Annotated in this window: 25 protein-coding genes and 1 pseudogene; 20 read left to right on the forward strand and 6 right to left on the reverse strand. The window is 61.2% G+C overall.

What is annotated here, in order from left to right; all coding sequences use genetic code 11:
• Positions 1–397 precede the first annotated feature (397 nt).
• Both HY26_RS12360 and HY26_RS12365 read left to right on the forward strand, forming a co-directional pair.
• Complete coding sequence (locus tag HY26_RS12360) at positions 398–1,930, forward strand: acyl-CoA carboxylase subunit beta (RefSeq protein WP_034767274.1); 1,533 nt, start codon at positions 398–400, stop codon at positions 1,928–1,930.
• Between the two features lie 111 nt (positions 1,931–2,041).
• Positions 2,042–2,428, forward strand: a complete 387-nt coding sequence (locus tag HY26_RS12365; RefSeq protein WP_233351617.1) for an N-acetyltransferase — start codon at positions 2,042–2,044, stop codon at positions 2,426–2,428.
• A 118-nt stretch (positions 2,429–2,546) separates the two neighbouring features.
• Here HY26_RS12365 and HY26_RS19365 read toward each other — a convergent pair whose 3' ends face one another.
• Positions 2,547–2,675, reverse strand: a complete 129-nt coding sequence (locus HY26_RS19365) for a hypothetical protein (RefSeq protein WP_255342769.1) — start codon at positions 2,673–2,675, stop codon at positions 2,547–2,549.
• 231 nt (positions 2,676–2,906) lie between these two features.
• On the opposite strand from HY26_RS19365, the gene HY26_RS12370 reads away from it, so the two are divergent.
• On the forward strand, positions 2,907–3,731 hold the full coding sequence (locus tag HY26_RS12370; RefSeq protein WP_112073760.1) for an enoyl-CoA hydratase-related protein: 825 nt from the start codon (positions 2,907–2,909) through the stop codon (positions 3,729–3,731).
• Positions 3,732–3,785: 54 nt separating this feature from the next.
• Positions 3,786–4,598: a metallophosphoesterase family protein gene (locus HY26_RS12375; protein WP_158531490.1), complete on the forward strand. Its 813-nt coding sequence runs from the start codon at positions 3,786–3,788 to the stop codon at positions 4,596–4,598.
• 28 nt (positions 4,599–4,626) lie between these two features.
• Here HY26_RS12375 and HY26_RS19030 read toward each other — a convergent pair whose 3' ends face one another.
• Genes HY26_RS19030 through HY26_RS12390 form a run of 3 tightly spaced genes read right to left on the reverse strand, consistent with a single transcriptional unit; the run spans position 4,627 to position 6,700 of the window.
• Complete coding sequence (locus HY26_RS19030; RefSeq protein ID WP_255567037.1) at positions 4,627–5,022, reverse strand: TadE/TadG family type IV pilus assembly protein; 396 nt, start codon at positions 5,020–5,022, stop codon at positions 4,627–4,629.
• Positions 5,022–5,462, reverse strand: a complete 441-nt coding sequence (locus HY26_RS12385; RefSeq protein ID WP_034767267.1) for a TadE/TadG family type IV pilus assembly protein — start codon at positions 5,460–5,462, stop codon at positions 5,022–5,024. Before HY26_RS12385 ends, HY26_RS19030 begins: the two co-directional genes overlap by 1 nt.
• On the reverse strand, positions 5,459–6,700 hold the full coding sequence (locus HY26_RS12390; RefSeq protein ID WP_112073763.1) for a hypothetical protein: 1,242 nt from the start codon (positions 6,698–6,700) through the stop codon (positions 5,459–5,461). Before HY26_RS12390 ends, HY26_RS12385 begins: the two co-directional genes overlap by 4 nt.
• A 563-nt stretch (positions 6,701–7,263) precedes the next feature.
• On the opposite strand from HY26_RS12390, the gene HY26_RS12395 reads away from it, so the two are divergent.
• From HY26_RS12395 to HY26_RS12405, 3 genes are all read left to right on the forward strand, one after another.
• Entirely contained in the window at positions 7,264–8,196 is a 933-nt protein-coding gene (locus HY26_RS12395) for an alpha/beta fold hydrolase (RefSeq protein ID WP_146740222.1), read from the forward strand.
• 110 nt (positions 8,197–8,306) lie between these two features.
• Entirely contained in the window at positions 8,307–9,905 is a 1,599-nt protein-coding gene (locus HY26_RS12400) for a hypothetical protein (protein ID WP_034767259.1), read from the forward strand.
• 14 nt (positions 9,906–9,919) lie between these two features.
• A complete protein-coding gene (locus HY26_RS12405) occupies positions 9,920–10,696 on the forward strand; it encodes a hypothetical protein (protein WP_146740223.1) in 777 nt (258 codons plus the stop codon).
• Here the strand turns inward: HY26_RS12405 and xth are convergent.
• Positions 10,693–11,469: an exodeoxyribonuclease III gene (gene xth, locus HY26_RS12410; RefSeq protein ID WP_034767254.1), complete on the reverse strand. Its 777-nt coding sequence runs from the start codon at positions 11,467–11,469 to the stop codon at positions 10,693–10,695. The two genes, HY26_RS12405 and xth, sit on opposite strands and share 4 nt — an antisense overlap.
• Positions 11,470–11,553: 84 nt before the next feature.
• On the opposite strand from xth, the gene HY26_RS12415 reads away from it, so the two are divergent.
• From HY26_RS12415 to secF, 10 genes and pseudogenes are all read left to right on the forward strand, one after another.
• The gene (locus HY26_RS12415) at positions 11,554–11,769 is read left to right on the forward strand and encodes a twin-arginine translocase TatA/TatE family subunit (protein ID WP_034767252.1); all 216 of its coding nucleotides are present in this window, start codon (positions 11,554–11,556) and stop codon (positions 11,767–11,769) included.
• A 22-nt stretch (positions 11,770–11,791) separates the two neighbouring features.
• A pseudogene (gene tatB / locus HY26_RS19425) lies at positions 11,792–11,990 on the forward strand (Sec-independent protein translocase protein TatB); the annotation flags it as partial.
• Positions 11,991–12,228: 238 nt separating this feature from the next.
• Positions 12,229–13,056, forward strand: a complete 828-nt coding sequence (gene tatC, locus HY26_RS12425) for a twin-arginine translocase subunit TatC (RefSeq protein ID WP_175354486.1) — start codon at positions 12,229–12,231, stop codon at positions 13,054–13,056.
• 87 nt (positions 13,057–13,143) lie between these two features.
• Positions 13,144–14,271 (forward strand): NYN domain-containing protein, encoded by a 1,128-nt coding sequence (locus HY26_RS12430; RefSeq protein WP_112073767.1) that lies wholly within the window; start codon positions 13,144–13,146, stop codon positions 14,269–14,271.
• Positions 14,272–14,319: 48 nt separating this feature from the next.
• The gene (serS, locus tag HY26_RS12435; RefSeq protein ID WP_112073768.1) at positions 14,320–15,600 is read left to right on the forward strand and encodes a serine--tRNA ligase; all 1,281 of its coding nucleotides are present in this window, start codon (positions 14,320–14,322) and stop codon (positions 15,598–15,600) included.
• A complete protein-coding gene (gene surE, locus HY26_RS12440; RefSeq protein ID WP_112073769.1) occupies positions 15,597–16,358 on the forward strand; it encodes a 5'/3'-nucleotidase SurE in 762 nt (253 codons plus the stop codon). The genes serS and surE overlap by 4 nt, the downstream gene beginning before the upstream one ends.
• Positions 16,346–16,999, forward strand: a complete 654-nt coding sequence (locus tag HY26_RS12445) for a protein-L-isoaspartate O-methyltransferase (protein WP_034767244.1) — start codon at positions 16,346–16,348, stop codon at positions 16,997–16,999. The genes surE and HY26_RS12445 overlap by 13 nt, the downstream gene beginning before the upstream one ends.
• A gap of 93 nt (positions 17,000–17,092) precedes the next feature.
• Complete coding sequence (gene yajC / locus HY26_RS12450) at positions 17,093–17,464, forward strand: preprotein translocase subunit YajC (protein ID WP_051600079.1); 372 nt, start codon at positions 17,093–17,095, stop codon at positions 17,462–17,464.
• A 52-nt stretch (positions 17,465–17,516) separates the two neighbouring features.
• A complete protein-coding gene (gene secD, locus HY26_RS12455; protein WP_112073770.1) occupies positions 17,517–19,121 on the forward strand; it encodes a protein translocase subunit SecD in 1,605 nt (534 codons plus the stop codon).
• Between the two features lie 16 nt (positions 19,122–19,137).
• Positions 19,138–20,130, forward strand: coding sequence for a protein translocase subunit SecF (gene secF / locus HY26_RS12460; RefSeq protein WP_034767238.1), 993 nt, complete (start codon positions 19,138–19,140; stop codon positions 20,128–20,130).
• 28 nt (positions 20,131–20,158) lie between these two features.
• Here the strand turns inward: secF and HY26_RS12465 are convergent, their stop codons facing one another.
• The gene (locus tag HY26_RS12465) at positions 20,159–20,722 is read right to left on the reverse strand and encodes a TIGR00730 family Rossman fold protein (RefSeq protein WP_112073772.1); all 564 of its coding nucleotides are present in this window, start codon (positions 20,720–20,722) and stop codon (positions 20,159–20,161) included.
• A gap of 143 nt (positions 20,723–20,865) precedes the next feature.
• On the opposite strand from HY26_RS12465, the gene HY26_RS12470 reads away from it, so the two are divergent.
• The 3 genes from HY26_RS12470 to HY26_RS12480 all read left to right on the forward strand — a co-directional run.
• Entirely contained in the window at positions 20,866–22,701 is a 1,836-nt protein-coding gene (locus HY26_RS12470) for an ABC transporter ATP-binding protein/permease (RefSeq protein ID WP_112073771.1), read from the forward strand.
• A 43-nt stretch (positions 22,702–22,744) separates the two neighbouring features.
• Positions 22,745–23,647 (forward strand): phosphatidylserine decarboxylase, encoded by a 903-nt coding sequence (locus HY26_RS12475; RefSeq protein WP_034767234.1) that lies wholly within the window; start codon positions 22,745–22,747, stop codon positions 23,645–23,647.
• A gap of 209 nt (positions 23,648–23,856) precedes the next feature.
• On the forward strand, positions 23,857–24,445 hold a 589-nt coding region (locus HY26_RS12480; protein WP_146740224.1), incomplete at its 3' end, for a hypothetical protein.

Genomic DNA, 24,445 nt, shown 5'->3' on the forward strand with positions numbered 1-24,445 from the left:
GGGGGGGGGGGGGCTCGCAATGGGCTGAGAGACTAAAAATCGGTTCCAGTTCGGCTTCCCTTACGTAATGTGGCGTGGGTGGGCCAGGAGAACATCCAGTGATCACGCGCACGTCCACGCGGTTCATCATGGGTTTGAGCCATGCCCAGCGCGGTCCATCTCACTTCTAGGGCAAGGCTGGCAGCGCCGGAAATGCTCATCATGGAGGGCTGAGTTCGCAGCGCTATGAATTGGTTGAGCGCGCCATTCGACCAGAGCCGATACTGCTGACGCAAGGGCAATCCGCGAGGGCAGCGACGAGATAGCCGACAGCATGCCCTTGCCAAGTGATGTGGTGCGACTATCAAGCACTTCAGACAAAATATATGACACTCTTTTAGCAAGGAGCCCGGGTCGGATGCAGGATGTGATCGAAGCGCTGGAGCAGAAACGGGAACAGGCACGCCTTGGTGGCGGCGAGCGGCGGATCGAAGCCCAGCACGCCAAAGGTAAGCTGACGGCCCGCGAGCGGATCTCCGTCCTGCTCGATGAAGGCAGCTTCGAGGAGTACGACATGTTCGTGGAGCACCAGTGCTCCGATTTCGGCATGGAAAACCAGCGCATCCCGGGTGACGGCGTCGTCACCGGTCAGGGCACCGTGAATGGTCGCCTCGTCTACGTCTTCTCGAAAGACTTCACCGTCTTCGGCGGCTCGCTCTCCAAGGCCCATGCCGCAAAGATCGTGAAGGTCCAGCAGGCCGCCGCCCGCGTCGGCGCCCCGGTGATCGGCATTTTCGATGCCGGCGGTGCGCGTATCCAGGAAGGCGTCGACTCGCTGGCTGGCTATGCCGACATCTTCATGGAGAACGTGCTTTCCTCCGGTGTGATCCCGCAGATTTCCGTCATCATGGGCCCGTGCGCTGGCGGTGACGTCTATTCTCCGGCCATGACGGACTTTATCTTCATGGTGAAAGACACGTCCTACATGTACGTCACCGGCCCGGACGTCGTGAAAACCGTGACGAACGAAGAGGTCACCCACGAGACACTCGGTGGTGCTTCGGTACACGCGGCCAAGTCCGGTGTGGTGGACGGTGCGTTCGAGAACGACATCGAAGCGCTGGTGCAGATGCGCCGCCTGGTCGACTTCCTGCCGGGGTCCAACCGCGAAGACCCGCCGGTCCGCGACGTGTTCGATGATATCGAACGCATCGATGAAAGCCTCGACACGCTGATCCCGCCGAACCCGAACTCGCCTTACGACATGCGCGAGCTGATCGAGAAAGTAGCCGACGAAGGCGACTTCTTCGAGATCAGCCCGAAATTCGGCGCCAACGTGCTCTGCGGCTTCGGCCGGATCGAGGGCTCCACCGTCGGCTTCGTCGCCAACCAGCCGATGACGCTGGCCGGTGTTCTGGACATCGACGCCTCCCGCAAGGCGGCGCGTTTCGTGCGCTTCTGCGACTGTTTCAACATTCCGATCGTCACCCTTGTGGACGTGCCAGGCTTCATGCCGGGCACCAAGCAGGAATATGGCGGCCTCATCAAGCATGGTGCAAAGCTGCTCTTCGCCTATGCAGAGGCCACGGTCCCGAAAGTCACCGTCATTACACGGAAGGCCTATGGCGGCGCCTATGACGTGATGAGCTCCAAGCACCTGCGCGGTGACGTCAACTATGCCTGGCCGACGGCCGAGATCGCGGTGATGGGCGCCAAGGGCGCGGTGGAAATCATCTTCCGGAAAGACATCGGCGACGCCGACAAGATCGCCGAGCACACGAAGATGTATGAAGACAACTTCGCGAACCCGTACGTGGCGGCGCGCAAGGGCTATATCGACGACATCATCATGCCGCACTCAACTCGCCGCCGCGTCGCGAAGGCCCTCCGTAGCCTGAAGAACAAGCAACTGGAAAACCCCTGGAAGAAGCACGATAACATTCCGTTGTAAGGCAGGTCACGAGGTGACGGGATAGACGTAACGCGCTCTGCAAACCCATCGGACAAGGATGCCCTGATCGGCATCCTCTACGACACGTTCGAAAGCACCTGGCGGCCCAACATCTCCCAGCAGGCCGCTGAAGCTTTCAGGGCGTCGAAGCGTCCGGAAACCTATGTCGGTGAGTGCTGGCAGGAATTTCATGTCGTGGTGCGTACGGGCGCTGTGGCTGGCTTTGTTCACTGGCGGAACGACTTCGTTCACGCGCTGCATGTCCATTCCGCCTATGCGGGCATGGGCGTCGGCACGCAGCTGATGGACCTTGCCGAAGCGGAGATCGCCCGCGCGGGGCACCCCACAGCGCGGCTTGAAACCGACACGTTCAACACACGAAGCCAGGCTTTCTACTTGGCGCGCGGATATCTGGAAAAAGACCGCTATCCCGATCTGGAATGGAACAGCAATCTCACGACCCTTCTTCTTGAGAAGGGGCTGGAGAAGCAAGCATAGGGGGTGTGTTCGCGTGACCTTATCCTTCGACTTCGCTCAGAATGAGTCCCGTGTGCGGCTATAATGAAGCGCTCTTGGCTAGAGCGAAGTCGAAGCATGGGCGCGGGTTTTGGGGGCCTTAGCGCCGCTTCTTTTCTACGCCCAGCATCGTGTCGTCTTTCAGCGTGGGGCTCGCGCCTTTGGCCTTTGACTTGTCGGCCTTGGGTTTGCGGATTTCCTTGTTCGATTTCTTCTGGCCTTTGGCCATGGTCTTGATCCTTTGGGGAGAGAGTCGGGACGGGGAACCGGGCGCCCGGTGTGCGGACGTCAGGTCCGTCTGTATTTTGTCGGGAAGAACCACGCCGCATGCTTGAGCCAAATTGGGCGCAATGGCGTAGTGTTCATATGGGCCCGAATAGCCGCGATTGTAAGAGACCACCCTCCCTATACAAACTCGCCCCATACCCTACACATTCCTTCAAAATCAGGAGGAACGCGCATGACCATCACGAACACCGGAACCGATCACCTGCTGACCGCGCTGGAAGACGGCGTGCTGACGCTCACCATGAACCGGCCCGAGGCGCGCAATGCCATGTCGGGCGAGATGAATGCGGCGCTGGGCGCGGCGCTGGCGAAGGCGGAGCTGGACCCCGAGGTCCGCTGCATCGTACTGACCGGGGCGGGCAAGGGCTTCTGCGCGGGCGGCGATGTGAAGGGCATGAACGCGCGCAACACCGGCGGCGGGCGCGAGACCACGATCGACGAGGCGATCCACACTCAGCGCGTCAATCAGCGTGCCACCTCCGGCAAGCTCTACACCATTCCGAAGCCGACCCTTGCGGCCCTGCCGGGCGCGGCGGCCGGGGCGGGGCTGGCCCTCGCGCTCGCTTGCGACATGCGCATCATGTCGCGTAACGCCATCATGACCACGGCCTTCGCGCGCGTCGGCTTTTCCGGCGATTATGGCGGCACCTTCTTCCTCAGCCAGCTGGTTGGCCAGGCGAAGGCACGCCAGCTCTATTTCCTGTCAGAGCGTGTGTCCGCCGACGAAGCCCTCGCCCTCGGCCTCACCAACTGGGTGTGCGAGCCGGACGAGCTGGCGGAGCAGACGATGAGCATTGCCCGGCGCCTCGGCTCCGGCCCGTCGGTCGCCTATCGCTACATGAAGGAAAACCTCAACCGGGCCATGTCGTCCGGCGACGTGTTCGAGTGCATGGATCTGGAAGCCACACACCATGTCCACTGCGCCGCGACGGAAGACCACCGCAACGCCACCAAAGCCTTCGTAGAAAAGCGGGAGCCCGTGTTCCGGGGACGGTAACAGACCTTGATGCATGGCCTCACGGGCGCCAAATGCCGCAGAGAGGGGCTGCTCATGAAAACCGCCATTATCGGAGACGTGCATGGTGCATTGGCGCCGCTACTGGCGCTGATTACGAAGCTGGCGCTTGGTGCGGGGGACCGGTTGGTCTTTGTGGGCGACCTTGTCGACAAGGGGCCGGAGCCGGCAGGCGTAGTCCGCTTCGTCCGCCAGCTGAGCGAGACAGCGCCCTATGAGGTGATCCTCATTGAGGGCAATCATGAAGACCGCCACCGCCGCTATCACATCAACACGGCCGAGCGCCCGAAAGTGGCGCGGGAGATGGCCGCCGACGCGCCGGAGCTGCCCGCGCTGGATGCAGAGCTTTTGGAAGCGGACCGGGCCTTCCTGGCCACGGCGATACCCTTCCTGCGCTTGCCGGAATGGGGTGCATTGGTCGTGCATGGCGGCATCCCTGGAACGCAGCGCAGCTTTCCCGAAACTGTGGAACTTGCCAGCCGCTGGCATGGGCGCCGCGGTAAGGCCTTCCGGAAAATCCTCCGGACCCGGTATGTCTCCGCAGAGACGGCGAAGTATCTCGCGCTCGGCCACAACAAGCCGGGCGACCCATTCTGGGCCGATGTCTATGATGGCCGGTTCGGCCATGTCATTTTCGGTCATCAGCCCTGGCTGGATGGCCCGGCCTGTTTTGCCAATGCCACCGGCATCGATACAGCGGCGGTCCATGGTGGCCGCTTGACGGCCCTCATCCTGCCGGAAGAGGGCGAGCCTTATTTCGAAAGCGTGCCGGGAATCGACTATGCGCCCCGCAAGACCAGCGACTGGCCGGATCACCCGGGCGGGGAGCTGACACTCGCCCGCCCGTGACCCCTTCCGTCTGGCAGCGTCACCCTGCCTAGTGGGTATAAATCGGTATCGCTTCCGAGCGTGATACATGGGGCGGCAATGGGATGAGGCCAGCCAATGGAGACGTAAATTCGGTTGTGGCGCTAAGGATTCGCCAGTTCTGGCCATCCACTGTCTTGTTGGTAACGACGAACTGTGTGGAAGCGCAATTCGTCATCGTATATCGCTCGCAATAGGTTGCCTTCACGATGCTTTCGGGCGTTGACGGATCAACCATCCAGAGGCGCGCAGAATTGGCGAGCGCCGAGTCCATCGAATTATTGATGAACATGAACCGGCCCGTTTCGATAACGCCGAATATCATCAGGATAAGCATGGGCGACACAATGGCAAACTCGACTGCCGTTACACCGCGGCAATCTTTCAAGAGGTTCCGTAGACGCATCAGAAGACCCTCACTTCCACATCTTTCTGGATTTTTGGAGTGCCCGTCAGTTCGGCATTGCTGAAGACTCTGAGATTGATTTCGACGAATTCTTCGGCGGCCCGTCCATCGCTGCAATTCACTGATGTTGTGTCTGCGCCGTCGCATCGCAGTGAGCGCTTCACGTTGACGCGTGAACGGTATTTCGTACTGTTCAGGGCTTGATAGACGACATTCTGGATAGCGCTTGTGTCGCGCACATCCGACATGGCGGCATGTGCGCCCGCTCGGATCGCTTCCTGTGCGTCACCATGTTCCTTGATGGAAATGCCATAGGTGATGATCCCCAGCAGGAGCAGCACAAAAAGCGGAGCGGTCAGTGCAAATTCGACTGCGGCGATTCCTCTGATACTCCGGCTCCATTGCAGGCGCACCAGATTGAGTTTGGTCAGTTTGCTCATTCGACTAGCCTCACACGTCCATAGAATTCGATTCCGTTGGTGCCACTGCTGTCGCAGGAAATGCCGGCGCCTGACGTGCCGGTCAGTTCCAGCGTCCTGGCAATGAATTGGGTGCATCCGGCCGCTGCCGAATTGGAGCCCGCTACGACCAGGTGATCATTCGGCATGTAGACGGCGCCTTCAAACTGGGAACTGGCCGAGCCGCTGAATGTGTGGGTTAGTTGCGGGCCGGACCGGTCGGCAAAGAAAAGCAGGCCGGAATAGGTTCCGCTTGTCGGCGCCGAGATATCGACGTCAGCGCTGCCGTCGATGATGAGACGGGCCCCATTGGTCAGGAAGAAGGTGACGCCGGATCCGTTCAGTTTGGATGTGGATGTCAACGACAGGTCGCCGCCATCAATGATGTAGAGTCCCGGCGCCAGGTTCACGGTGCGCTTCACGGTCATGCCGCAATACCGGCCTGACGTGATGTAATAGGTCGAGCTTGGGCTGCCATCGAACATGTTCGGGGTTTTGCAGGGACCGGTAACGGTCGGCTCCGGCACGTTGGCGTAGGGGTCTTTGATCGGTGGGATTCGTTCCCTCGGATAGGAGCAACTTGTCAGATCCATTCCCGATGTAGTGGCCGATACACCGCCCACCGCCCCGGCACATGCTGCAGACAAATTGCTGGAGCCGGACTGGGTAAAGGCGCTGCCGGACGTCGAGTTCGCCACAACGCTACATCCTTTCAGCGTGACGTCCGCCGTGCCGGTGATGTTGACGGTGCCCGAGCCGCTGGGGTCCAGCGCCAGCATGCAAGCTTCGCCCAGTTCTTCCGGGCTGGCAGTGCCGCCGGCTCCGATGTCCACGTCGCTGCTGAGAAAGAGTGCGGTGAACATGCGCGGCCACTTTTCAGACACGGAAACCCGCACGGCTTTTTTTCCGGCATAGGCGCCTGATTTTGGAGGCCACTCTGCGACATAAGTCCCGATGTCTCCACGGAAGCCGTTGATGGCAAGCGACTCTTCAATCGCCCCGGTGACGTCGATACCGTTCTCGTCACCTTCCATGAGTTCCAGCGTGCCGGCATAGGCCGCGGCATCTGCTTGCTGTTGCACCAAGCGGTGCCTGTAGGTCCAGAATGCCGCCTCCGTCCCAAACGCAGCGCTGGTTACAAGAACCGGCAGGGTGACGGCAACGACAATCGCCGTGGCGCCTTTTTTGCTCGACCAAAATAATCTGACGAATTCCAGCATGATTTTTGCATTCCGCCTCAACTCCGCGCCCGATTCAGACGCGATCGGCTTTCGCGCCCGTCAATGCGAAAGCGTGAATCAATCCGACCACGGAAAATAAGCGCTAACCCTAATACTTCGTCCAAACGCCTCGTGCGCTCTTGGCGGGAAAATGGAGCCCCAGTATTTGCGGGGGAATTCGTATCCCTGCGAGACAATCGGGGGGGGCGTCCCCTTGATTGGTGTGTGGCGTTCACCGGCACACTCGCATTCCTTCCCGCAGGCACTGCAGGAAAGATTAATTTCAGCCGTGCAGGCTGGGCCTGTCCCGTCCCGGGACCGTCATTGGAGTAATTATGAGATTTCGTCGCGGGAGCAACGATTCAGGTTTAAACCAGAGCTGAAATCGGGATCATCGATCCAGAAATAATATTTTCGCAGATAAATGCTTTTTGCCAGTTTTATGTGAGGCAAATTTTTTCCGGCGAGGCTTCAGCGGAAGACGATCTGGCGTAAAATATCATTGATTCGCGGGCAGTACGGTTTGGCTGCGTTCAAACTGTTCTTTGTGGCGGATGGTGCTGATGCCTGTTCTTAAGCGCATATTCGGGATGGATCAGCGTGTGGTGCCTTCCTGGCCTGCCTCGGTTGATCCGTTCGGCAGAGTGGTCCACCGCCACCAGAATGAGTTCGCTTCACTTGAATATCTGGTCGATGGCGCCCCCGAATTACGCCCGCTCGTCATTCTGCAGTCGCTCGACCTTTGCTGCTGGCCGACGGGACTGTTCTGCCGCACAGCGAAAGCGGCGGGCTTTAGGGTCATCTCGATTCGGCGCCCGGGCTTTGGCGCCAATTCGCCACTGACCGACCGGGAGGCGCAAACTGGCCTGATCCGGAGTTTTCTTGAGGAAATGAATCTTGAGAACGTGGTGCTGGTTGGAATCGGCTGTTCGAATCCGATTTGCGAGCGCGTCACCCTGTCAGGAGATTCGCGAGTCGCCTTCACTGTCTTCTCCAATTGCGGCTTCAATTATGAGCAGATGGGCGAATTCCAGCCGGAATGGATGGCCAAGGCCCTCGAGCAGGCGCTTACCAGCCCAGCAGGCGGGCAGCTGTCCCTGATGGCGCTGAAGAGTTCCTGGGGCGTCTTCGGGCAGACCTGGGTCTTTGAGAATCTCTGGCGCAAGAGCATTGGCGACATCGCATTTCTTCGGAACAATCCTGAACTGATGTCGGAATCCATCTCCATGCTTCAGACGCGGCTGGATGTGCCGACTTTTACGTTTGAGCTCGGTAATGCCCTGAAGGAAGACCCGATTTTGTCGGATGGCTGTTTCAGGGATACGCCGGCGATGGTCATTTCAGGCATCGAAACCACGGGCAGCTGGAAGACCGGTATCGAGCGCGAGGCGGATCGGCTGGGACTGCCGCCCGTCGCCTACCTGACGTCTGGCGACATGTCGGTGATCTACCAGTCTGCCGATGAGTTCTTTTCGGTTCTGGCCGACGCGCTCTGATCAACATTACGAATTGCACATAACGCGGGATGGTTTACCGCCCGTTCACCACTGCGGCGCATTCTGCGGACAGTTAATTTTTTTGCCCGTATTGTTAATGAGGATGCGTTATGGCGAAGAACACTGTGCGCTGGGGCGCAGATGTCGGTTGTCAAACCAAGGTGAAGCCGCTTGAGCTTCCCAATGACCTGGCCGACCACGGCCTGAAAGGCAAACGAGCCAAAGGCGAGCTGGGAATCAGCCGCCAGATGACCCGCAAGGATGCAAAAGCCGATGCCCAGGACGGCCTGCCGGTGTCCGAGGCCATCACACAGGATCAGTGGAGCGAGCGAGAGCAGATGATCGCCGAGCGTGCCGAGGAAGTGCGCCGCGGTCTCAGCACCTGGATGTCCACAGCGTCTGCATCTGTCCGCAACTATATTGCCGACTATACGCCGATCGACATTCATCCCGATCAGCTGCGCGAAGCCATTAAGTCGGAAGAAAACGAGTATCGTCACTATGAGACCGACGATACCGCAGACGCCAAGGAAACGCATTCCGCTGCGATCATCGAACTGCAGCAGTTCCGTGCCCGTCATGGCGACCGGATCGGTGACCGCACACCGGACATCAAGAAGAACGTCGAGCAGGCGATCGCGATTCTCGTCTTCATCATGATCCTGGAAGGCGGCTTCAACGCCCTCCTGTTCAAGGATGCCCAGTCCAATGGCCTGATCGGCGGCATGATGATCGCCTTTGGCGTCAGCGCCGTGAACGTCTGCCTCGGTGTGACCGCCGGCTTCTTCGGCCTGCGTTATGCGCTGAACAGCCCCAGCATCATCAAGAAGGTGATTGGCGGAACGGTCGCGACCGTCTGCATCATTTCCGGCATCCTGCTGAACTTCTTCGTGGCGCACTTCCGCGACGCTGTCGAAACCGGCCTGCACAGCACGGAGGCCGATGCCGGGCTGGGAACCTTCTCCCTGTTCTCGATTTCGCCGTCTGAAGTGTTTGTATCGATGTTCCCGAACATCGTCGGCCTCGACAGCTTCATCGCCCTCGGCCTGTTGTTCATGGGGCTGACGGTCTTCGGCCTTGCCATCTATGAAGGCTATGACCGCATTTCTGACCGCTACCCAGGCTATGGCCGTGTGTGGCGCAAGGAACGCAAGGCGTATGAGCGCCGTCAGGCAGTCCGCAATGCCGTTCGCGACGACCTGTCGGACTATTTCACGCACTGCCGCCAGTGGTTCGAGACGCAGCAGTCGCGCCATGTCGCTGCCAAGCGCGAAATCGAAAAGGCGATGAACCTGCTGGATGCCCGGCGTGACTTTGCCATCGCGATTGCCTCGCGCGCCGCCGACCAGGAGCGCAGCCTGAAAGTCGCGTACCGCCAGGCGCACCGGCGCGCCCGCAATGCCAACCGTGACCGCCTTGGCGATCAGGCGGCTTGTCCGGCCTATTTCGACGAGATCGTCACGCCGCAGCTGCCGTCCTACGACATGGCCAAGGAGCGGGAACAGGCACAGACAGCGATGAAGACCATCGACAACAACATCACGGCCCTGAATATCTGCCGGGAATGGCTGGAGCAGCACATCCAGCACGTCCAGCAGGGGCTGTCGTCCATCGAGAAGAAAGTTGCTGAAGAAATCGGCAAGGTCCGTGAGGTCAAGCAGGTCAAGGGTTCCACCCATGTGCCTGTTGATCAGGCCCGCCGCGCCTGAGGAGATAGCTGGTCATGGCAAGACGCAGGAGTACTCGTGGTCCCTGGTTCTGGCGTGGCACCATCGGTGCCATGCTGACCGGCGTGTTCGGCCTGTTCGCACTGGTCGCTTTCAGCCAGCCGCCAGCCGTGGCGCCTGACACCAGCTGCCGCCTGGACCACAAGGACCCGGCGCATACGATCCTTCTGATCGACCAGTCGGATCCGTTCAATCCGAACGACATGGATTGGGTGCGTGAACTGGTGAACGACGAGGCCCGGTCATTGCCGAAGTTTGGCAAGCTGAGCGTGATGGTTCCTAACGCAGCCGATCCTTACAATCCGAAAGTTCTGTACACGTCCTGCTCTCCGGGAAGCGCCGCCGCCGCCAACCCGATCACACAGAACCCGAAGATGATCGAACAGGCCTGGCAGAAGAAATTCTACCAGCCGCTGGTAGGCACGGTGGAAGAGGCGCTGATGGACAAGGAACAGCCGAGCTCCCCGTTGAGCGAAGCGATCTATTCCATCTCCGATCGGGCAGACTTCCAGCCGCAACAGGCCGGGCGCCGGCTCGTGCTGGTGTCAGACCTGATGCAGCATTCCGGCGGCTTCTCCTTCTACAAGATGGGCGCCGACTATGACGCCTATCTGGATTCGGAGCTGGCCGAGACGAAGCCGAAGCTCGAAGGCGTCGACGTCGTCGCCCGCGTCGTGCCGCGCCAGATCTACGACCTGCCGGTCGCGGACGTAAAGGGCTTCTGGCGCGCCTATTTCAACGATGCTGGCGCGACCTACGGGTCTGTGAACTAGTCTTCAAAAACCCCGATCACGGGCACATGGTCTGACGGTTTGTCCAGGCTGCGGGCCTTGCGGTAGATTTCGACGGACTGGAGCCGGTCGGCCGCCTGCGGGGAGACCAGCAAATGGTCGATCCGGATGCCGTGATCCTTCTGGAAAGCGCCGCCCTGATAGTCCCAGAATGTGTACTGGTGGGCGCGGCCGTCGGTGATTTCGAACGCATCCGCCATGCCGAGGTTCTTGATCCGGCGGAAGGCTTCACGCGTTTCGGGCAGGGCGAGGGCGTCATCGGCCCATTTGGTCTCGTCCCAGCAATCCACCGCCGTCGGGATCGTGTTGTAGTCACCGCAGAGGACATAAGGCTCTTCAGCCTTCAGGCGCTCGCGGGCATGATCCAGCAGGCAGGCCATCCATTCGAGCTTGTAGTCGAATTTCGGGCCCGGCGCCGGGTTGCCGTTCGGCAAGTAGAGCCCGCCGACCCGCACCGGCCGGTCGGCCATGACCAGCGCTTCGATGAAGCGGGCCTGGTCGTCCTTCATAGTGGAGAGGCCTTTCGTCACATCCTCCAGCGGATATTTCGAGAGAATGGCCACGCCATTATAGGATTTCTGGCCCAGCACGGCGCAGTTCCAGCCAGCTTCTTCCAGTTCCATATAGGGGAAGGCGTCCGTCTCGCACTTCAGTTCCTGAAGGCAGACGACATCACAATCGATGTTCTGCAGCACTTCCTGCACAGTCGGGAAGCGCGCTTTGATCGAATTGACGTTCCATGTGGCAATACGCATGCGCTGACCTTTAAGCAGCTTCGCCCCATTGTTCCAGCCAGTTCCGGCCCTTATACTCCCGGAAACTTCAAGGAGACCCCCGGCATGGCCCCCAGCTGGATTCAAATGCTGATCGTTGTGATCGTCGCGCTGCTGCTGTTTGGCGGCCGGGGCCGGATTTCCGGTATCATGACCGATATGGCGAAAGGCATCGGCGCCTTCCGCAAGGGCCTCAAGGATGAGGACGAACCCAAGGCGGTCGACAAGGAAGACATGGTCGATGTCACGCCCCAGAAGGACGAAACCAAGGCTTCGTCCTGAACCCTGACGGAGGGCGCACCCCATGCTGCCCGGACTCGGTTTTACCGAACTTATGGTGCTGGCCGTTGCGGCCCTGATCATCGTGGGTCCCAAGGACCTGCCGATGATGATGCGCCGTCTTGGCCAGTTTGTGGGCAAAGGCCGCGCCATGGCGCGCGAGTTCCAGGCCGCCTTTGACGACATCGCCCGCCAGAGCGAACTCGAAGACCTGCGCAAGGAAATCGAGGAATTGAAGATTTCCAATTCGCTGAAGCAGGCGACGAGCGACCTGTCCGACTATGAGAAGGACGTCAACTCCGCCGTCATGGCGCAGTCGCGGTCGGAGGCGGCGGCGAAGCTGGCCGAGCAGATATCTCCGGAAATGCCAGAGTCCAAACCGGAGTCAAAGAGTGAGGCGAAATCCGAACCTGATACCAAGCCCGAAACCGGCCCCGCCCCTGAGCCGAAGGGGGATCCGGCATGACGCACACGCCCCCCAAGGACGAGCAGCCTGAAATCCTGGAAGACGAGGTCGAGACCTCCCGCGCGCCGCTGCTGGAACATCTGACCGAACTACGCTCCCGCCTGATCTGGAGCCTTCTGGCCCTGGCGGTGGCGACGATCGGCTGTTTCTTTTTCGCGCAGGACATCTACGAGTTCCTGCTGGATCCGTTCGCCCGCATGGCGCAGGAGATCCGCGGTGCGAAACTGGACTTCATCTACACCGCGCCGATGGAGTTCTTCTTCGCCAAGCTGAAGCTCGCCCTGTTTGCGGGCATCTTCGTGGCATTCCCCTTTGTCGCCTGGCAAGTCTACGCCTTCGTGGCACCGGGCCTCTACAAGAATGAGCGCGGCGCCTTCTGGCCATACCTGGTTCTGGCGCCGATTCTGTTCTCCTCCGGTGCGGCTTTCGTCTATTACGTCATGTTGCCGATGCTGGCGCGTTTCACCGTGGGCATGGAGCTGACCGACAGCGAGGTCGCAAACATCACCATGTTGCCCAGGGTGGCGGATTACCTGTCACTCGTCATGGCGCTGATGCTGGCGTTCGGCATTTCGTTCCAGCTGCCGCTGATCCTGACCCTGCTCGGCAAGATCGGGGTCGTCAGCTCTGAAGGCCTGTCCAAAGGGCGGAAGTTTGCGGTTGTCGGCATTCTAGCATTTTCGGCACTGTTCACGCCTCCGGATGCAATCTCGCAGATCCTGCTGGCGGCGCCCGTGCTGTTCCTCTATGAGGTCGGCATTCTGAGCGTGAAGTTGATTGAGAAAAAAGAAGCTGAGCGCGAGGCTACTTCCGCGGCGGAATGACCGCTTCGCTGTGCGGCGCTGTTGAAATGACTGCGCGGATGTAGAACCTTACAAATGAGCCTGGCCTTGAGAAGCAAGGAGTAGTCTGTGGCGCGCCTGAAGAGCGTACTGCTCGTGGATTTTGACAATATTTTCGCCGCTACGGGCATGGCCATGGTCGACACGTTGCCGAAATGGCTTCTGTGGCTGACCGATGGTGCGCTGTCGGAGAAGGGACTCCGCCGCAAATTCGTGTCCAAGCGGGTCTATTGGAACAGTCAGTATGACGTGCACCGCGAAGCCTTTCAGGCGGCGGGCTTCGAGACGTTCGACTGCCGGGCCCATGCCAAGACGAAGATCGCCTCGGGCAAGTCCTCGGCCGACATTGTCATGACCATGGATGCCATTGAGCTGCACCACACGATGCGCGGTATCGATGAAATGGTCATCCTGACCACCGATTCCGATTTCGTGCCCGTGGTAAACCGCCTCCAGCTGGCAGGCCTGCGCGTTGTCACGGCGGGCAAGGAAACCGACCCGACCTATCAGCTCTACTCCGAACATGCTGACGGTGTGATCCATATCGGTGCGTTGAAGACCGCGTTCGATTACGAGCGTGCACCGCGCAAATGGTACAAGCTTCGCTCCGATCCACCGGTGATCGCCCCGCTGCGCCAGCAGGCGGAGCGCCGCTCGCCGCTGATGAAGAAAGTGCGCGAGGCGGTACGAGTCGAGAAGGCAAACGGCACGCCGGACGCGGTCCAGCAGATACGGCTCGCCGCCGATATTGTGATGCAGCTTGGCGCCCGCACCCCTGACCAGCCGCTGCCGCGCAACAAGGTGATCCGGGCGCTGGAGGGCATGGAAGGCTTCCAGACCAAGTATGGCAACCGGGTGAAGCCGTGGCTGGGCCAGAAGAACTTCAAGACGCTGATGCACAAGCTGTCGAAGGAAAACCCGGACATTGAGGTCACGGAACTCGCCGACAAGACGGTGCGGATCGTGTGCCGTGTCCGCGGGCCGCGTGGCCGCCGTGGACGCATGGTCGGTGTGCCATCGCCGTTGGCGCCGCCGCCCAAAAAGCCGGAACCGCCTGTGGAAACGGCGTCGGAGAAGCCGCCTGAGAAATCCAACGGGAAGGCGCCGGAAAAAGTGATCGATACGGCCGTCGAGAAGCCGGCAGAAAAGCCGGCTGCGGCTGAAACGCAAGTGGACGCGCCTGCCGCAGCGGATTAGACGCTGGGGCTATAGAAGACCCTTAAAAGTCATCGAAGGCCCGATCCGATGTTTGACCTCCGTGCGATCCGCGAAAACCCTGAAGCCTTCCGCAAGGCCTGGAACCGGCGCAAGCCGGGCCTCGGCGATGCGGTGGATGATATTCACCGCCACGATGCGGCCCTGCGTACGGCCCTGACCGACAAGCAGGAAGCCGAGAAACTGCGCAATGAAACGTCCAAGCTGATCGGCAAGGCGAAGGCGTCCGGTGACGAGGCGGAATTCGAGCGCCTGCGCAAGGTCGTGGCCGATGCCAAGGAAACCATTGAGGCCTGCGCCGAGCAGGAAGAGGCGGCCCGCGCCGAACTGAACGAACTGCTCTATGGCCTGCCGAACCTGCCACTGGACGATGTGCCGGAAGGACAGGACGAAGAGACGAATGTCGAGCAGCACCGCTGGGGCGAACCGAAGCGCATCAACGGCCCGAAAGACCATGCCGACCTCGGCGAAGCCCTCGGTATGATGGATTTCGAAACCGCCGCCAAGATGAGCGGTGCGCGCTTCGTGCTGCTATCGGGCCAGCTTGCCCGGCTGGAACGCGCGCTCGCCTCCTTCATGCTGGACCTGCAGACCCTGGAACATGGGTACACGGAATGCTCGCCGCCGCTTCTGGTGAAAGACCAGGCGCTGGTCGGCACCGGCCAGTTGCCGAAGTTTGCAGAAGACCTGTTCAAGACCACAGCCGATCACTGGCTGATCCCGACGGCGGAAGTGTCGCTAACGAACATAGTCCGTGAGACAATCATCGAAGCGTCCTACCTGCCGCGCCGTTTCACCGCACACACGCCATGCTTCCGGTCGGAAGCGGGCAGTGCGGGGCGTGACACCAGGGGCATGATCCGCCTGCACCAGTTCAACAAGGTCGAGCTTGTCTCTGTCGTTGCGAACGAGGAAGAGGGGCTCGCGGAGCTGGAGCGCATGACGGAATGCGCCGAGACCGTGCTGAAGCGGCTCGACCTGCCGTTCCGCCGCATGCTGCTCTGCACGGGCGACATGGGGGCAGGGGCGCGCAAGACCTATGACCTCGAAGTCTGGCTGCCGTCGCAGAACACCTATCGCGAGATCAGCTCGTGCTCTTATTGCGGCGACTATCAGGCCCGCCGGATGGACGCGCGCTACCGGCCCGAGCCCGGCGCAAAACCGGAATTCGTGCACACGCTGAACGGCTCAGGCCTCGCCGTCGGCCGGACACTGGTCGCCGTGATCGAGAACTACCAGAACGAAGATGGCTCCATCACCGTCCCTGAGGCCCTGCGCCCGTATCTTGGCGGCCTTGAGGTCATCTCGTGAGAATCCTCCTCACGAACGATGATGGCATCAATGCCCCCGGCCTGTCGGTGCTGGAGGAAATCGCCAAGGAGCTGTCGGACGACATCTGGATTGCGGCGCCGGAAGAGGAACAGTCCGGCAAGGGCCGCGCCATCTCGCTGACGCATCCGGTGCGCACCCGCAAGGTCGGCGCCCGCGCTTTTGCGATCACCGGCACGCCGTCCGATTGCGTGCTGCTGGCGACGCATGACCTGATGCCCGACAAGCCGGACCTTGTCCTCTCCGGCGTCAATCGCGGCCAGAACATCGCCGAGGATACGAGCTTTTCCGGCACGATCGCGGCGGCCATGTTCGGCATGCAGCTGGGCATTCCGTCGATCGCGCTCAGCCAGTCCCAGAATTTCCGCGAGCGCGGCTCTTTGCCATGGGACACGGCCCGGACCTGGGGCGCGAAGACGCTGCGCCCGCTGATCGACATGGGCTGGCCGGACGATGTGGTGATGAACGTGAACTTCCCGGATGTCGAACCCGAGGACGTCCGCGGCGTTCAGATTACCCGTCAGGGCTTCCGCGACGAGTCGATCATCCACACCGACCGGCGGGAAGACCTGCGCGGGAACGATTATTACTGGATCGGCTACAGGGGCAAATTGTCCAAACCTGATGAAGGAACTGACTTAAGAGCGATCTATGAGGGCTATGTTTCGGTGTCTCCGCTACATGTGGACTTGACGCACGAGGCGTTCCTCCAAAAGCTTCGGGAGTCATGGCAGGCCTGATCGCCGATCCCTTTCGCGCAGCCCGGCTCGTTCTCCACCTCAGGCAGGAGGGCGTGACCGATGACGGCGTGCTGCAGGCCATGGAAACCATCGACCGCGCCGCCTTCATCGACGATCCGGGGCTGACCAATCTCGCTTTCGAGAATGCCATGGTGCCGATCCCATGCGGCCAGATCATTCCGCGTCCGGTCACCACGGGGCAGCTGATCCAGGCGCTCGATCTGGAAAAAGGCAATGAATCCCGTGTCCTGTTGATCGGCGCGGGCTCCGGCTACACGGCGGCCCTGCTGGCGCAGCTGGCGGCGGACGTGTTTGCGGTGGAGCGTTTCAACACCCTGACAGACGCCATCCGGCGGCGAATCCTGGATCTCGAATTGCCCAACCTGGCGGTGCGCTGCGGCGATGGCTTGCTCGGCTGGCCGGAACGGGGACCGTACGACCGGATCCTGCTGGCTGGGGCTGTGACAGAGATTCCGGATGTCCTGCTCAGCCAGCTTGGCAAGGGCGGCTTGCTGGTAGCTCCGGTGGTCACGTCAGATGGGCAGGTCCTGATGCGCCTGCACGAGAATAGCGAGCGCCAGCGGCTGGGCTTCCGGCATGCGTTGCCACTGTTGCGCGAAGGCCCTGCACAGGCGCTCTGACTGCGAATTCGCGCCTGCAGCCCTTGTTTGCCAATCCCTGCAGCCACAGCTATAGGGGCGTATCTTTTTCAGGGGCCAGAAGAGAGGAAAATCATGGCGAACAAGCACGTAGCGCTGTTCATCGGAGCTGCTTTGTCGGCGCTTCCGGCGGTGGCTCAGGAAGCCGGTGGCCGTCCGGGCGGTGGCCTGTTCGAATTGCTGATCATGCCGATCGGCCTGGTTGCCATCTTCTACTTCCTGCTGATCCGCCCGCAGCAGCAGCGCGCCAAGAAACACTCCTCCATGCTGACGGCCCTGAAGCGGGGCGACACGGTCGTCACCTCCGGCGGCCTCGTCGGCAAGGTGAACAAGGTGTTTGACGACGAAATCTCCCTCGACCTGGGTGAAAACGTGAAAGTTCGCGTGATCAAGACCATGGTCATCGAGGTGCGGGGCAAGGCCGAGCCGGTCGCCGCAAACGACTAGGCCCAACGACTGAGCCCTGCGCCCATGGGCGCGGCCATTCAAGGATTCCCAAATGCTTCAGTTTCCACCCTGGAAGATCGGCCTGATTGCTGTGATTCTTCTGTGGGGCGTCGTCCTGGCGCTTCCAAACGTGGTGAACATGTCCGGCGCGCCGGGCTGGATGCCGAAGAAGGGCGTCAATCTGGGGCTGGACCTTCAGGGCGGCGTCTATCTGATGATGGAAATCGAGGCCGATGAAGTCGTGGCCAACCGCCTCGACGTTTTGTCCCGCGACGTGTCGTCGACTCTCACCACGCCGCAGTCGGACCGCATCTTCAACCTTCCGGAAGTGAAGGGCCGCGAACTGGTCGTACGGCTGACCCGTCCTGACGCCGATGGCAATTTCCGCACCGAAGACGCGCTGAAGCGCCTTCAGAAGCTGAACGGCCCCGTCGGCGGCGTCATTGGCGGCGCGCAGATGTATGAAATGCGCATTTCCGGCAAGGACACGATCACCATCACCGTGCCGCAGGCCGCTGAGGAATCGCTGCTGAAGGATGCCCTCAACAAGACAATGACGATCGTGCGCCGCCGCGTGGACCCGGAAGGCGTTTCCGAAATCTCGATCACGCCGCAGGGCAACAACCGGATCATTCTGGAAGCCCCGGGCGAGCCGGACCCGCAGCGCCTGAAAGACCTGCTGAACCGCGATGGCCGGATGACCTTCAACCTGGTCGATTCCAGCCCCGCCGCGATCCAGGCTGCGCAGGCCGGTGCTGTGAAACCGGGTTTCCGCCTACTGACGGGCGACGAGACAGGCCCGCTGCTGGTGAACAATATTCCGGAGATCGTCGGGTCCGACATCGCCAATGCCGCGCAAGGCTTTGACGAACAAAACCGTCCGCAGATCACCTTCCGTCTGAATGGCAACGGCGCGCGCAAATTCTATGAGACGACGGCCAAGAACACTGGCAAGCAGTTTGCCATCGTGCTGGACGATCACGTCATGTCGGCGCCGAACATCAACGAGCCGATCCCGGGCGGTAACGTTCGCATCACGGGTAACTTCACCCAGCAGGAAGCCATCGACCTCGCCGCCATCATTGAGGCGGGTGAGATGCCGGCCAAGCTGCAATTCCTCGACCAGCGGACCGTCAGCCCGACGCTCGGACAGGACTCGATCAATGCCGGCTACACGGCAGCCCTGATCGGCCTGGCTGCCGTCGCCGTCTTCATGGTGCTGATCTACGGGACGCTCGGCTTCTTCGCGGTGCTGTCCCTGTCCTGCAACATCATCCTGATCTTTGCCGGTCTGTCCGGTGTGGGGGCGACGCTGACCTTGCCGGGCATCGCCGGTATCATCCTGACCATCGGTATGGCGGTGGACGCCAACGTGCTGGTGTTCGAACGGATCCGGGAAGAGCAGGGTGAAGGCCGCTCGCCCTGGACGGCCACGCAGGCCGGCTATGAGCGTGCGTTGTCGACCATCATGGACGCCAACATCACCACGCTGATCGCCGCGACGATCCTTTACCTGCTGGGCTCCGGTCCGGTGAAAGGCTTTGCCGTGACCCTGTCGATCGGCATCGTGACGTCTGTTTTCACGGCCTATGTCGTCACCCGGATGATCACGGTCGGATATATGAAACTGCTGAAACCCAAGCGGTTCGGGATTTAGGGGCTGGAGAGACGCTATGCTGATCAAGTACTGGCCCGAACGGACAAACGTCCCCTTCATGAACATGCGGATCGCCGGGGCTCTGTTCTCGATGATCCTGATTGCCGCTTCCGCCTTCCTGCTGGGAACGCGCGGCCTCAATTTCGGCGTCGATTTCGCCGGCGGTACGGTCATGGAACTGGCCAAGACCGATACGGTCACTGTGCCGGCCGTCCGCGCCGCGATGCCGATCAATGCCGAGGTCAACAGTGCCCGCGGAACGGACGGGCGCGAGATCGTCGTTGTGAAATTCGGCGAAGCGCCGCCGGATCTCCTTGGCGAAGACTTCCAGTCGCTGTCGGACGAGCAGAAAGCGGAACGCGCGTCCGGTGCCACCAACGAACTGATCGTGCAGACATTGTCGGATGCGTTTAATCTGAGCGTTGAGAACGGCGATTTCCTGCGCAACGACTCCGTTGGCCCGAAAGTGTCGAAAGAACTGTTCACGGACGGGATTACGGCGCTGATTGTCGCCCTGGCCATGATGCTGGTCTATATCTGGTTCCGCTTCCAGTGGCAGTTCTCGGTGGGGGCCATCGCGGCGCTGGCGCACGACGTGATCATCACGCTCGGCATGTTTGCGCTGCTGCGGATCGAGTTCAACCTCACCTCCATCGCGGCCCTGCTGACCATCATCGGTTACTCCATGAACGACACGGTCGTCGTGTTCGACCGGATCCGGGAAGATCGCCGCAAGTACAAGAAGATGCCGGACCGCGAAGTGATCGACATGTCGCTGAACACGACCCTGTCGCGTACCTTGCTGACCTCCGGCACGACGCTGATCTCCCTGTTCGCGATCTATTTCCTCGGCGGCCCGGTGCTGCAGGGCATGAGCTTCGCGTTGATCTTCGGTATCTTTATCGGTACCTATTCCTCGATCTTCATCGCCTCGGCGCTGGTCCTGTCACTCGGCATGGACTTCACGAAAAAGACAGTCGAGGAAGTGCAGGGCTTCACGGGAGTCTAGGCACCCGATTGGCTCAAGGGCGGGGGGCCTACTGGCCCAGCATCACGATCCGGTCGCACAGCGCATCGATCGCCTTTTCCGGCGTATTGCTGTGGACGAGGGCCTCGCGGAAGCTTTCCGGCGTGAACTTGCCGTCGATGATGTGGCGCATCAGCTCGAAGAAAGGCGTCCAGAAGCCGTCCTCGTCGAGGAAGGCCATCGGCTTTGCGTGCAGGCCGAGGCGCGCCCAGGACAGGATCTCGACGGCTTCCTCCAGCGTACCGATACCGCCCGGCAGCACGATGAAGGCGTCCGACTCCTCGAACATCATCTGCTTGCGGGTGTGCATGTCCTCGACGATACGATGTTCGACATCCTCGTAGATCATTTCCTTGCTCAGCAGGAAGCGGGGCATGATGCCCAGCACGTCGCCGGCCGATTCGTGCGCCGCCCGTGCGCAGGCGCCCATCAGGCCGACGCCGCCGCCGCCATAGACCAGCCGGATATCGCGTTTCGCAAGTTCCCGGCCCAGCCGTTCAGCCAGCGCGATATAGTCCGGACGCACGTCGCCTGACGCACCGCAATACACGCAGACCGACCGCAAATTCGACATCCCCTGAACCTCGTTTTCTTTTCTCATTCCTTCCCTCATATGGGGCGCCATTTGCCCGCGCCAGCGCGAAATTCAGGCGCTTTCAGGCTCAAAGCGGCGCTTTCGGGTTCCCTGTGGGCCCAAACGGCCCCATATCCGGGGGAATGAGTCCTCCACATACCAGCCAGAACCACGACAAGATCGAAAGCGCCGATGGCGGCCTCGGCCCCTCCATCGGGCGCATCCTGAAGCTGCTCTGGCGGCCTGAACTGGCGAAATGGCGCCCGGTCATCGCGATTGCCGTCCTGCTGACGCTCGGCGCCTCGGTGCTGGAAGTCGTCTCACCGCTCGTTGTCGGCCACGCGATCAACCAGGTCGCCCCGTCCGGCGGCGCAGCAGCCTCCTTCAGCACAGCGGCCATCTGGCTCGCTTTCGGCATTGGCGTGCGGTTCGCAGCCGGCGCCATGCCCCAGCTGCGCGACTGGCTGTTCTCGCCGGTCAGCCAGGATGCCCAGCGCGTCGCCAGCGTCGATGCTTTCGGCCATGCCCAGCTCCTGTCGCTGAACTTCCACCAGACCCGCCGTACCGGCGCCCTCAACCGTGTGATCGAGCGCGGCGCCAGCGCCATCGACTACCTAATCCGCTTCCTCGCCTTCAATATTGGGCCCACTTTCGTGCGCCTGATCCTGGCCTCCGTCGCGCTGGGTCTCGCCTATGACTACAAACTCGCGCTTATCGCGGTCGCCACAATCGCAATCTATGTCGTCGCGACGGTCATCATCACCGAATGGCGCGTGCGCCAGCGACGCAAGATGAACGAGGCCGACACGCATTTCCGCGCCACCTCGGTCGACATCCTCACCAATTTCGAGACGGTGAAATCCTTCGCCGCCGAGCGCCGGGAAACCGACCGCTTCGGCAAGGCGATGGCCAATTACAACCATCATTATGTAGAGACCGTCCGGTCCATGTACATCCTGAACGCCACGCAGGCCTTCGTGATGAATGGCGGCCTTGCCGCCGTGCTGGTCCTGTCGGCCTGGAACGTCATCAACGGCACGATGCAGATCGGCGACCTAACGGCCGTCATGCTGATGATGCTGTCGCTTTATGCGCCGCTGAACATCCTCGGCTGGGCCTGGCGCGAGATCAAGCAGGGCGCGGTGGACCTCGAAAAGCTCTACGGCCTGCTCGACATGAAACCCGAAATCACCGACGCGCCGGATGCCATCGAGCTCGCGCATCCCGTCGGCAGCGTGAAATTCGAGAACGTCTCCTTCAGCCATGAGGGCCGCGCCGTCGGCGTGCAGGATGTCAGCTTCGAGCTGGAGCCCGGCAAGAAAATCGCCTTTGTCGGCACGTCCGGCGCGGGCAAATCAACCCTGCTGAAACTCCTCTTCCGCTTCTATGACGTCAAATCCGGCCGCGTGCTGGTCGATGGCCATGACGTGCGGGATCTGACGCAGGAATCGCTCCGCCGCGCACTCGGCCTCGTGCCGCAGGATGTGGTCCTCTTCAACGACACGATTCGCAGCAACATTGCCTATGCGCGCCCGGATGCGACGGATGAGGAAGTGCGCGACGCCGCCCGCCGGGCCCAGTTGCTCGACTTCATCGAAAGCCTGCCCGAAGGCTGGAACACCCGCGTTGGTGAGCGGGGCCTGAAGCTCTCCGGCGGCGAGAAACAGCGCGTCGGCATCGCCCGCGTTATTCTTGCCGATCCGGCCATCCTCGTGCTGGACGAGGCGACCTCGGCCCTCGACAGCGCCACCGAACAGGCCGTGCAGGAAGCGCTCGACGAAGCCTCCCAGGGCCGCACCACGCTGATGGTTGCCCACCGCCTGTCTACCGTGAAGTCCGCTGATGAAATCCTCGTGCTGGAAGCCGGGCAGGTGATCGAGCGAGGAGATCATGCCACCCTGCTGTCAAAGCACGGGAAATATGCTGATATGTGGGAAAGACAGGCCCGCAGTGCGAATCTCGAACTTGCGGCCGAATAAGGGCCCTAAAAAGTTGGGATGGGAAAAGAAAGCGTGCTGAATTATGGATGACCTGGACCACAAGTCCACGCCCTGGCTGAATGGCGGCTTCGACATTGAAGGCATCGTCGTGGCCTTCGCTGTATTCCTCGGCGCCCTGCTGCTCGGCTGGCTGTGGGCACCGCTGTTCTGGCTCGGCTTTCTCGCCTTTATCGCGACCCTGTTGGCGACCCGCTGGTCGCAGCGGACTCCGCCGGAACTCGCCAGCGGTATCGTCGCACCGTGTGACGGCATCGTCGTGTCGATTAAACAGGTTGAGGCACCGCCCGAACTGCGCCTGCACACGCCTGTCGTGACCCGTGTACGCATCTCTTCGGCGCCGGTCTCCACGAACAAGATCTACACGCCGATCTCCGGCAGCCTGGAACATGTCACGCTGGAAGAGGGCGACTCCTCCATCCCGATCGCCATGCGCGCGGATGACGAGGGGCTCGCCCGGGCATGGATGTGCTTTGAAAGTCATAGCCAGCAGGTCGGCATCCGCCTCGCGTCTGGTGGTTTCGGCCCGCGTATTGAGATCGACATGAACGCAGGCGACATTGCCCGCCTCGGCAAACCGTGCGGCACGCGACGCCTCGGCGGCTGGTGCGATCTCTTCATTCCCACCAGTTCCGGCCAGCTGATATGGCCGGGCCAGTCACTCGTCGGTGGGGAGACCGTGATCGGACGCCTCCGCTCCGACGCGCACGATGCGGATGATGACGAGATCGAAGAGGCGTTTGAAATCCAGCGCGAAGCCGCGGCCGGCGTTGCAGAGGAAGATCCGTTCGAGCCTGTGCTTGCCGAAGACGAGGAAGAGGACGAGCAATATGTCTCGCCCGAGGATGCCGACGTTTCGGAAGAAGACCCGGCCATCCTCTTCGCCCGCCTTCGCGAAGCCGCCCGCCGATCCGAAGAAGGCGATTGATCCGCTATAGTCCGGCATAGTCCGTTATAGTCATGACAAGTCATGCAGGGGCATATGTTTGCACCACCGTAGTGCTTTAGGATGGCAGCAAAGCGGGTGGGTATCGACTCTGCCTCAACCCACCACCGCATGCCCGGACCTGTTATACAGCGCGCAATAAATCGTCCATTCTATCCTCCCGGGTAACCTTCCATGCCAGTCTCCCGGGCATGACAAACCGCACCGAATTCTTCTCCCAGGCCTTTTACACGATTGCCCGCGCGATTGCCGAAGCGGACGTGAATGTGGACTTGTTCAAGACGCCTGAGACGATTGCAAAACCGGTGAACCGGTGCGTGCGGGCGGAGCTGAAGCGCCTCGCCATGCTGCTCCGCCGTCTGATCTTCCTGTTGGCGCTGCGGTTGGAGCTCGCGCCGCTGAAGCCGCGCACCGGCATCAATTATTATGAGCCGAAGAAGGAAGAGACGGAATACCGCTATGTCTTCACCATGGTGCCCGCGCCCTCGCGCCCATGTCCGTATTTCCTGAAAGGACCGGTCACGGTTCCGGAACGCGGCCCTGTCCCAGCCGCACCGCTGATCGCGCGCTGGAACGCCATGCTGGACACGCTGAAACACCACAAGCGCCAGGCGAAATGTCTCGCCCGCACGATCCAGCGCTGGCAGGCGGCGGGTGAGGCCCGGCCGCACGTGCCGCCTATCCCGAACACCCACCGCATGCCCGCCGCCATCGCCCTCGTCTCCGGCGGGCTGACCGTTCAGCTGCTTGAAGCGCTGAAACGGTGGCCGGATCCGGACA

The organism is Hyphomonas sp. GM-8P (assembly GCF_003263315.1).
Taxonomy (GTDB): Bacteria; Pseudomonadota; Alphaproteobacteria; order Caulobacterales; family Hyphomonadaceae; genus Hyphomonas.